The organism is Psychroflexus salinarum, assembly GCF_042677225.1.
Classification (GTDB): domain Bacteria; phylum Bacteroidota; class Bacteroidia; order Flavobacteriales; family Flavobacteriaceae; genus Psychroflexus; species Psychroflexus salinarum.
The window spans coordinates 201,540-211,327 of record NZ_JBHTIV010000007.1; the positions used below are offsets into that span (position 1 = coordinate 201,540).

The window sequence follows — 9,788 nt, forward strand, 5'->3', positions numbered from 1 at the left end:
ATTAGCTAAGTAATAATTGGGTGATGAAATAATTCATGAAAATGATGATAACGCTGGTCCACACAAAAGAAGTAGTAGATGCCTGTCCAACTTCCAGAGAGCCGCCTTTCATGTAATATCCATGAAACGAAGGGACAGTTGCCAGAATAAAAGCAAATATAAAGCTCTTAAGAAATGCATAGAAAACCTGAAATGGAATAAAATCTTCTTGTATACCAGATAAAAATTGTTCCGCGCTCAAAAATCCTCCATAGACTCCTGCGAAGTAAGCACCAATTATTCCAACAAACATAGAAATAGCGATAACGAAAGGAAACATGCACATGGCAATAATCTTAGGAAAGACAAGATAGTTTAGTGAATTAATACCCATCACTTCCAAAGCATCTATTTGTTCTGAAACTCTCATTGTTCCAATACTTGAAGTAATGTAAGATCCTACTTTACCCGCCATAATGATGGCAACAAAAGTGGGGGCAAACTCCAAAATGATAGACTGTCTAGCCGCAAAGCCAATAAGCGACTTTGGGACAAACGGATTTGAAAAGTTTAAAGCAGTCTGTATAGCAATTACTGCCCCAATAAAGAATGAAATAAAAACTACAATTCCCAATGAGCTAACTATAAGATCATCAAGTTCTTGAAGAATAAGTCTTCTCAATTCAGAAGTTTTGGTCATCCTCTTGAACGTCTCATAGATCATGATGAAATATTGACCAATACTCTTTATATAATTTAATAGCATTTGCTTTAAGCCTTTTTGAAATTTTGATAAAAATAGAATAAAAACTTGAAGATATGATTTAACCGAAGCATAAACTTGAAACTAAGATAACTCCTTATCTTTGTATAAAAAATAATAAATCATATGAAATTAAAAATCGCACTTTTGTTTCTCTTGTTAACACAAATCCAAATGTTTGGACAAGAAAACAAAAATTCTACAAAACTTGTAGTAGGTGTAGTTGTAGACCAAATGAGATACGATTACTTAACTAAATTTGAAAAGCATTTTTCAGAAGACGGTTTTAAGCGTCTTCAAAGAGAAGGTTTCGAGATGAAAAATTTTCATTTTGATTACGTTCCTACATATACTGGACCTGGTCACGCTTCTATTTTTACTGGAACAAGTCCAATGAATCATGGTATAGTTGCCAACAATTGGTATGATAAAGTAATCAAGGAAGGTGTTTATTGTGCCTCAGATCCAAGTGTTTCTGGTTTAGGCATAGACTCAGAGAATAGAGCTGGAAAAATGTCTCCGCAAAGAATGTTAACTACTAGTTTTGCAGACCAAAACCGTCTTCATACTCAGTTTAAAGGGAAAACAATTGGGGTTTCGATAAAAGATCGAGGTGCCATTTTACCTGCCGGACATACTGCAAATGCAGCATATTGGTTTGTCGGTGGAGAGAAAGGGCATTTTATAAGCTCAGATTTTTATATGGAAAAGCTACCTAATTGGGTGAATGAATTCAATTCTTCTGATGTTGCTAAAAGTTATCTTAAGGAATGGGATACATTTAAAAACATCTCTACATATATAGAAAGCGGTTCTGATCTTAATAACTACGAAAATGGATTCAAAGGAAAAAAAGAAGCCACTTTCCCTTATGATTTAAAGAAACTTGCTAAAGAAAATGATACTTACAGCATTTTAAGACCAACACCTTTTGGAAACGATTTGCTCTTGGATTTTGCTAAAAAAGCTATCCTAAATGAGAATTTAGGACAAGATGAATTTACAGACGTGTTTACGTTAAGCTTTTCCAGTACGGATTATACAGGACATAACTTTGGAGTTAATTCCAAAGAAATTCAGGATACTTATATTCGCTTAGATCAAAATGTTGCTGATTTATTGAAATTTCTGGACGAAAAAGTAGGTAAAGGAAATTATACCCTATTTTTAACTGCAGATCACGGAGCAGTTCATGTGCCTCAATTTTTGAAAGATGAAGGAATTCCTGCCGGCTACTTTGAAATTGGTGAAATGCGTGATGCACTAGAGGAACACCTAAGCTCTAATTACGGTTTGAGTGATGTTATTGAAAGTGTTTACAATAATCAAATATTTTTAAACTATTCTAAGTTTAAAACTTATTCTGAATTTGTTTCTGCTCAAAATGAAGTGAAACACTTTTTGATTCAGTATAAAAATATAGATAAAGTCTATACTAGAGAGACACTGGAAAATAGTGATTTTAGTGGAAATTCTGCAGAGCTTATCTCGAAAGGATTTCATCAGAAAAGGAGCGGCGATGTAATTTTCGCTTTAAACCCTTCTTATATTTCTTATTCTAGAAAAGGATCAACTCATGGTAGCGGTAACAGTTACGATACACAAGCGCCTCTTTTGATGTTTGGAAACGGAATAAAATCAGGAAAAACGTATAATAGATACTATATTCCGGATATTGCCCCAACAATTTCGGCTTTACTTGGTATAGAGTTGCCTAATGGAGCTTCAGGAAATGTGATTACTGAAGTCCTGGATTAAGCGTTCCTTTATCTTTTTCCATCTATATTTTCTTATAAAAACACCTTCTTTGTCACTAACTAAGAAGGTGTTTTTTTTGGAATTACTTCTCAGAAAAGATGTAATTGATTTTTGAAAAAAGGAAAAGCTGGATTTGTTTTTTGCCATTTTAAGACAAGTAATTAAAGCTAATGACCAGCTATATCTCATTCTATACAAGGAAACACCAAATATTTCAGGTAATTCTTTCTTATAGTGCTGTCCAGTAGGTTTGAGATGCTTTACGAGTAATTTTGGATTTGTTTCTACTTCCCACCCATAAAATCTGGCTTTCATTTCATCAATTGTGTCCCAGCCCATAGCAGGAATTAAACCATTTATTTGTTCAAAACATTCTCTTCGGTAAGATTTCAGCGCTCCACGCAAATGGTCTGAGTTGGTGAGTTGCTCAATTTTCCAATTACCATTTTTTTCTACAGTGCAAAATCCACCGTACATTCCTAGTTTTAAGTTTTCTTGGAATGCTCTTGACAATACATCAAGGTAATTTGTTGGAAAAATTAAGTCAGCATCAAACTTACAAATCACATCATAATCAACATTCAGGTGGTTTAGACCAAAATTAAATGCTTCTATAATTTTGCTTCCGGGACTATGTTTCAAGCTTTTCTTTCTTTTGACGTAGCTGAAATTACTGTGATTCTCAGAAATATCTTCAAGTATTTCTGATGTTTTATCGTTTGAGCCATCGTCAACTACCAGAATCTTCTTTGCTGGATGTGTTTGGTTCAGAAGAGAGTCAAGACATTTTCTTAAGAACTTCTCTTCATTATAAGCAGGTATGATTATGGCGATATCCAAATTTTATGGTTTTCTTTTACAGAATACAAGATAATATCTTGGTGTAAAATATCTTAAAACAGGTCTCAACCCAATTTTTTTTACTGGATGTGTGAAGCTTTCAGAATCTATAATTTCCCAGCCTGCTTTATCAAGCAACCAGTCAAATTGCCACTGCTCAAACTCGTGGTAATGTCTATCCCATGGATCTGTCCTGCTTTGGTAAGCTTTCGCAAACCAAAGCTTGAGTGGAACACTTGCAAATAGATAATCGCTTTGGAGACTTTTTAATACTTCCAAAGGAGATAATAAATGTTCAAAAATCTCAAATGCTGTCGTAATTTCCGCTGAAGAGGTTTTAAGCTGCTTTTGATCTTCATCTAAATCCTGACCTTTAGTATTTTCAACGGTGTACCCTTCCGAGGAAAGTAATCTGGAAAACGGATTTTCAACTCCAAGATCCAGAATTTTAGCTGGAGGCGGAGCATGTTTTTTTAAAAACTCTAAAGTAATTTTAAATCGCTTTTCAGGATAAGTGTTTTCGTACATCTATAGCCTAGATTTCGTAGACTATCGCATTGATGTTCATTCCAGCACCAACACTTGCAAACATGATTGTATCCCCTGGTTTTAAGCTTTCATGCTCAAATTTTCCTTTCAAAAACATATCATAAAGTGTTGGGATAGTGGCGACACTACTATTACCAAGTTTGTCTATACTCATTGGCATAATGTCTTTAGGGACATCTTTACCATGCAGTTTGTAAAAGCGTTGTATTATAGCTTCATCCATTTTTTCGTTGGCTTGATGAATGAAGATTTTTTTCAAATCGTTTATGGTTTTTCCACTTTCGTCAAGACAGGCTTTCATAGCTTCGGGAACCTTGGATAAGGCAAAATTGTATATTTTTCTGCCATACATTTTTATGTAAGCCCTGTCATCGTCTCTATCTGGAGAAAAGGATTTATCAAAATAAATGTAATTAGCTTCAGTCTTGGCGTAGGTTGCAGTTTTATGAGCCAAAATTCCACCATTGCTGTCATTTTGCTCAAAAACAGTGGCACCAGCACCATCAGCATAAATCATACTATCCCTGTCATTAGGATCTACAACTCTAGAAAGTGTTTCAGCACCAATTATTAAACAGCGCTTAGCCATTCCTGCTTTCATGAATGCAAAAGAATGGATACAGCCTTCTATCCAACCTGGGCAACCAAATAAAAGGTCGTAAGCAACACAGTCTGGATTGTCGATTTGTAATTTTTCTTTTACTCTTGAAGCCAGACTAGGAACAGTATCTGCTTGTTGTTTATTATGTCCTACATCACCAAAGTTGTGTGCTACAATGATATAATCTAAAGTTTCAGGGTCAATATCTGCATCTTTGATTGCTTTTTCTGCTGCAAACGTTGCTATATCAGAAGTTTTCAAGTTTTCATCTACATACCTCCTTTCCTCGATACCAGTGATGGCTTTAAATTTTTTGATGATCACTTCAGGTTGAGAGTCAAAAGCAGTTTCATCCTGATTGAAGAATTTATTCTTTAAAAAATCCTCATTTTTCTTAATCAATTCCGGGATATAACTCCCTACACCAACGATTTTTATAGCATTCATGTTCAATATAAATTTGTTGCAAGGTACATTTAATGTAACTAAATTGTAAAGTAAGATTCAAAATTAATAGATTTTAAATCTTTTTAGAAGGTATTCTGAATTAGATTTTAAATAACTTCAAATTTATAATCTAATTTATTGTTTAAAAAGTTCTCTTTATATGCTTTTAGAATTTCTGATCTGTCTTTATAAAGTCTGAAGTAAATTAAGTAGAAGGCGATAAATGAAATCATTGTAAAAAAGGCTAAAATAGCCATAGACCAATTTTCATTTTCTGCCAATCTTCCAATATGAGGAGCCATAATTAAAGGTAAATAAGTGAATGGAAAAAGTATCGAATTATTTGAGACTAAAAGCTGATCCAAGTAATAGTAGTTATCATTTTTCTTTAATTCTTTAATTTCATTATGAAGCTTTCGAAAATAGAAAATTAATCCAAGAATAATTAACACAATAAAACCACCAGCAAGAACAAAAGGCATAGTAATAAGTGAAGTTATTATGGAATAAATAATTAAAAAACTCAATATTGCTAGAAGCCAAAATCGAAGTGTCGATGCCTCATTTTTTACTACCTTTAAAATCACTTTTTTATAAAAGTATGTATTGATTTTCTTCATGTAGTCTTCAGATACAGTCGAAAACCCAATAACACCATACTTCTTATAAGCTTGCTTAAGTGCATCTTCAAATGATAGTTCTTTATCTTCTTCCATTTGTGTTGTGATATCTTCTTCTAGATCTCTTGCAATAAGAAGTCTCACATCATGATAATCGACATAATGTGATTTAATAAAACCTAAAAGTTGTTCTTTCTCATTTTTAGATAAAGTCATATTCCTTCTATTGAGTTTACTTAATATAAAAATAGCCTCAAATTATAAACTTGAGGCTATTAGAATAACTAATTTTGGAAATATCTATATGTACGCTTCAATCGGAGCGCAAGTACAGGTTAAATTTCTATCTCCAAAGGCTTCATCAACTCTTCGTGTTGAAGGCCAAAATTTATTTTCAGCAACATATGGTAGTGGAAATGCTGCTGTTTGTCTGCTATAATCAAACTCCCAGTTCTCAGCGGTCAACATCGCCACAGTGTGAGGCGCATTTTTGAGAACATTATTTGGATTGTCCTTATCGCATTTTTCAATTTCTTGTTTTATTGAAATCATAGCCTCACAAAACCTGTCAAGCTCTGCTTTACTTTCACTTTCTGTTGGTTCAATCATCATTGTACCTGCAACAGGGAAAGAAACTGTAGGTGAGTGGAAACCGTAATCGATAAGTCTCTTAGCAATATCTTTTACTTCTATGCCGTACTCTTTAAAATCTCTACAATCAATAATCATTTCATGAGCAGCTCTTCCTTTTTCGCCAGAATATAATGTTTTATACTGGCCCTTTAATTTTGCCTGAACATAATTTGCATTCAGAATAGCATATTCTGTAGATTCCCTCAAGCCCTCTTCTCCCAGCATTCTGATATATGCATACGAGATTAAGCAAACGAATGCAGACCCAAAAGGAGCTGCTGAAATTGAAGAAATCGCATCCGACCCTCCAGTCTCAATCAAAGGATTGTTTGGTAAGAACGGCGCTAATTGCTTAGCTACGCAAATAGGACCAACACCTGGTCCGCCACCTCCATGAGGAATAGCAAAAGTTTTATGTAAGTTCAAGTGACAAACATCGGCTCCAATTCTACCTGGACTGGTTAACCCAACTTGAGCATTCATATTGGCTCCGTCCATATAAACTTGACCACCGTGCTCGTGGATAAGAGCAGTAATTTTTCTTATATCTGATTCAAAAACACCATGTGTAGATGGATAAGTTACCATTAAAGCTGCTAAATTATCGCTGTGTTTTTCAGCTTTTGCTGTTAGATCATTTATGTCAATATTTCCTTTTTCAGTAGCCTTAACAACAACGACTTTCATGCCAGCCATTACTGCACTTGCAGGGTTTGTACCATGAGCAGAGGAAGGGACTAAGCAAATATTTCTATGGGACTCACCTCTGGATTTGTGATATGCTCTTATTACCATTAAGCCAGCATATTCTCCTTGTGCACCAGAATTTGGTTGTAAAGAAGTGGCAGCAAATCCAGTGATTTCAGTCAAATAATCTTCCAAGCTTTTTAAAATCTCCTGGTATCCTAAAGCTTGATCTTTTGGTGCGAATGGGTGGATATTTCCCCATTGTGGATTGGAAAGCGGTAACATTTCTGAAGCTGCGTTCAGCTTCATGGTACAAGATCCCAAAGAAATCATAGAATGGTTAAGAGCAAGATCCTTTCTTTCCAATCTTTTAATGTAACGCATCAATTCAGTTTCAGAATGATAACTATTAAAGACATCGTGAGTTAAAAATGTACTTTCTCTTTTTAATTCACTTAGATCTATAATACTATCAGACAAATCCTTGATCTCTTCTTTGTCTTTTTCTGAAGCTTCTTCAAAAATGCCTAAAATTTCATTTAAATCTTGAACAGAAGTAGTTTCATTTATAGAGATGGATACGCTTTCAGAATCAGGATAAAAGAAATTCACTTCTTTTTGTTCAGCAATACTTTTTATCTTCTTCGCATCAGCTTTAATTAAAAGGGTATCGAAGTATAATTCATTGACTTGATAAAATCCTAGTTTTTCTAAACCTTCACTTAGGCTTACTGTGTTCCTATGGATTTTATTAGCTATAAATTTTAAGCCTTTAGGCCCATGATAAACAGCGTACATTCCAGCCATAACAGCCAGCAAAACTTGAGCTGTACAAATGTTTGAAGTCGCTTTATCTCTTTTTATATGTTGTTCTCTAGTCTGGAGGGCCATTCTAAGCGAGGTATTGTCATCCATATCTTTGGTGACACCTATTATCCTACCAGGAATATTCCTTTTATATTCTTCTTTAGTTGCGAAATAAGCAGCATGCGGACCACCATAACCCAGCGGAATCCCAAAACGTTGAGTAGTTCCTACCACAACGTCTACTCCCCAGTCTCCAGGTGCTTCTAAGAGGGCTAGACTCATCAAATCAGCAGCAACGGCTACTTTTATGTTATTAGCTTTAGCTTTCTTTGTAAACTCTCCGTAATCATTGACTTCACCATATTTTCCAGAATATTGAATCAATGCTCCAAAATAATTTTCATCAAAATCAAAATCTTTTGGATTGCCAATGACTAATTCGATGTCTAGAGGCTCAGATCTCGTTTCAAGCAATGCTAAAGTTTGTGGTAACACATTTTCTCCAACAAAAAATTTGACGATGTTATTTTTCTTTTGCTCTCTAGAACGCACTGCAAATAATAATGTCATAGCTTCTGCTGCAGAAGTTGATTCATCAAGCAATGAGGCGTTAGCCAATTCCATTCCTGTCAAATCAGAAACCATGGTTTGGAAGTTTAATAAAGCTTCAAGTCTGCCTTGAGCAATTTCAGCCTGGTAAGGAGTGTAAGCTGTATACCATCCTGGATTTTCAAAGACATTTCTTTGAATAACTGCAGGAAGAATTGCTTGATGATAGCCAAGCCCTATGTAAGATTTGTAAACCTTATTTTTATTGGCTAAAGCCTGGACGTGGTTTGAGAATTCAAATTCAGTTAAAGGCTCTGGTAAATTTAGCTTGCTCTCTAACTTAATATCATCTGGTATTGTCTCATAGATAAGTTGACCTAAAGACTCTACGCCAACGTCGTTAAGCATCTCTTTTATACTCTCACCACGAGGACCAATATGTCTTGATGCAAATGATTCTGTATTCATTGAAGATTTTTTAAAAATTTGCTCACAAAAATACATTATTTATAATGAAAGATTAGATAAAGAGACATTCACTATCGTTAACTTTTCAATAAAAGTATCTTTGATAAAAACTCTACTTTTGCTTTTGTGAATTTATTATCAAAACTCTTAAGGCTCTATATCAATTCAAGCATTCATGTAGCGTTTGCAGTCTTAGCTTTTACTTGCATTACTTATCTAGATTTTAATTTAGAATTTCAAAATCATGTTCTCTTATTTATATTTTTCTCAACTATTGTTGCTTACACGTTTGTGAAGTATGTTCCTTTACTTACATATAGTGATTATAGTATAAATAATAGCCTGAAACTGATTTATAGCATATCTCTTCTTTCTATCATTCCTATTATTTATTCGCTCTTTTATTTTGACATTGTAGTGATCTCATTTATTGCTGGATTAGTTTTGCTTACATTATTATATGTGCTTCCCTTTTTACCTAGAGCAAGAAACTTGAGAGATGTTGGTGGTCTTAAGGTCTTCATTATTGCATTGGTCTGGACTGGTACAACTTCAATTCTTCCATTTCTTTCTTCTGAAATTGAATTGAATTCATTTTCTACAGAAGAGTTGTTATATATATGTAGTAGGTTTTTGATAGTTGTAGCTCTCATTATACCTTTTGAAATTAGAGACATGAAGCTAGATCAAATATACTTAAAGACACTGCCACAAGTTTTTGGGGTGCTTCAGTCTAAAATTCTAGCGGTATGCTTTACAATTATTTCGATGTATTTACTAAGCTTAGTTGTTTTCGATACATATATATATGAATTAATACATTTTCTAATAATCATACTTGTTTTAAAGTCAAATCGGCAAAACACATATCTCTATACATCCCTCTTGGTTGAAGCAGTGCCAATACTCTGGTTTCTTCTAAAATATTTTACCGGTTAAGAACAACATTACCAGTCTATTATATGTCTTGAATAAAATTATTTATAAAAAACCTGACAAAAGGTTTGGTTTGAATAGGAAAAGAGTTGTAGTTTTGCGCCCCGCTAATTGAGGTATTGAGGAAGTTAACAAAAGGGTAAGATAGGGG

8 protein-coding genes are annotated in these 9,788 nt (G+C 34.1%); 1 reads left to right on the top strand and 7 read right to left on the bottom strand.

The window, feature by feature from the left end; all coding sequences use genetic code 11:
* Nucleotide 1 precedes the first annotated feature (1 nt).
* Nucleotides 2-745, bottom strand: a complete 744-nt coding sequence (locus tag ACFQ0R_RS07730; protein ID WP_379657805.1) for an MlaE family ABC transporter permease — start codon at nucleotides 743-745, stop codon at nucleotides 2-4.
* A 123-nt stretch (nucleotides 746-868) separates the two neighbouring features.
* Here ACFQ0R_RS07730 and pafA point away from each other — a divergent pair, with 123 nt between their 5' ends.
* On the top strand, nucleotides 869-2,500 hold the full coding sequence (gene pafA / locus ACFQ0R_RS07735; protein WP_379657806.1) for an alkaline phosphatase PafA: 1,632 nt from the start codon (nucleotides 869-871) through the stop codon (nucleotides 2,498-2,500).
* Here pafA and ACFQ0R_RS07740 read toward each other — a convergent pair.
* The 6 genes from ACFQ0R_RS07740 to ACFQ0R_RS07765 all read right to left on the bottom strand — a co-directional run bounded on the left by ACFQ0R_RS07740 (nucleotide 2,468) and on the right by ACFQ0R_RS07765 (nucleotide 9,354).
* A complete protein-coding gene (locus ACFQ0R_RS07740) occupies nucleotides 2,468-3,340 on the bottom strand; it encodes a glycosyltransferase (RefSeq protein ID WP_379657807.1) in 873 nt (290 codons plus the stop codon). The two genes, pafA and ACFQ0R_RS07740, sit on opposite strands and share 33 nt — an antisense overlap.
* A 3-nt stretch (nucleotides 3,341-3,343) precedes the next feature.
* Nucleotides 3,344-3,868 (bottom strand): methyltransferase, encoded by a 525-nt coding sequence (locus ACFQ0R_RS07745; RefSeq protein WP_379657808.1) that lies wholly within the window; start codon nucleotides 3,866-3,868, stop codon nucleotides 3,344-3,346.
* A 7-nt stretch (nucleotides 3,869-3,875) separates the two neighbouring features.
* Nucleotides 3,876-4,937, bottom strand: a complete 1,062-nt coding sequence (locus ACFQ0R_RS07750) for a 3-oxoacyl-ACP synthase III family protein (protein ID WP_379657809.1) — start codon at nucleotides 4,935-4,937, stop codon at nucleotides 3,876-3,878.
* Between the two features lie 107 nt (nucleotides 4,938-5,044).
* Nucleotides 5,045-5,773 carry a hypothetical protein gene (locus ACFQ0R_RS07755; protein ID WP_379657810.1) on the bottom strand — a complete coding sequence of 243 codons (729 nt, stop codon included), beginning with the start codon at nucleotides 5,771-5,773 and terminating at the stop codon, nucleotides 5,045-5,047.
* An 84-nt stretch (nucleotides 5,774-5,857) separates the two neighbouring features.
* Nucleotides 5,858-8,701, bottom strand: a complete 2,844-nt coding sequence (gene gcvP / locus ACFQ0R_RS07760; protein WP_379657811.1) for an aminomethyl-transferring glycine dehydrogenase — start codon at nucleotides 8,699-8,701, stop codon at nucleotides 5,858-5,860.
* 401 nt (nucleotides 8,702-9,102) lie between these two features.
* Complete coding sequence (locus tag ACFQ0R_RS07765) at nucleotides 9,103-9,354, bottom strand: hypothetical protein (protein ID WP_379657812.1); 252 nt, start codon at nucleotides 9,352-9,354, stop codon at nucleotides 9,103-9,105.
* Nucleotides 9,355-9,788: the final 434 nt, after the last annotated feature.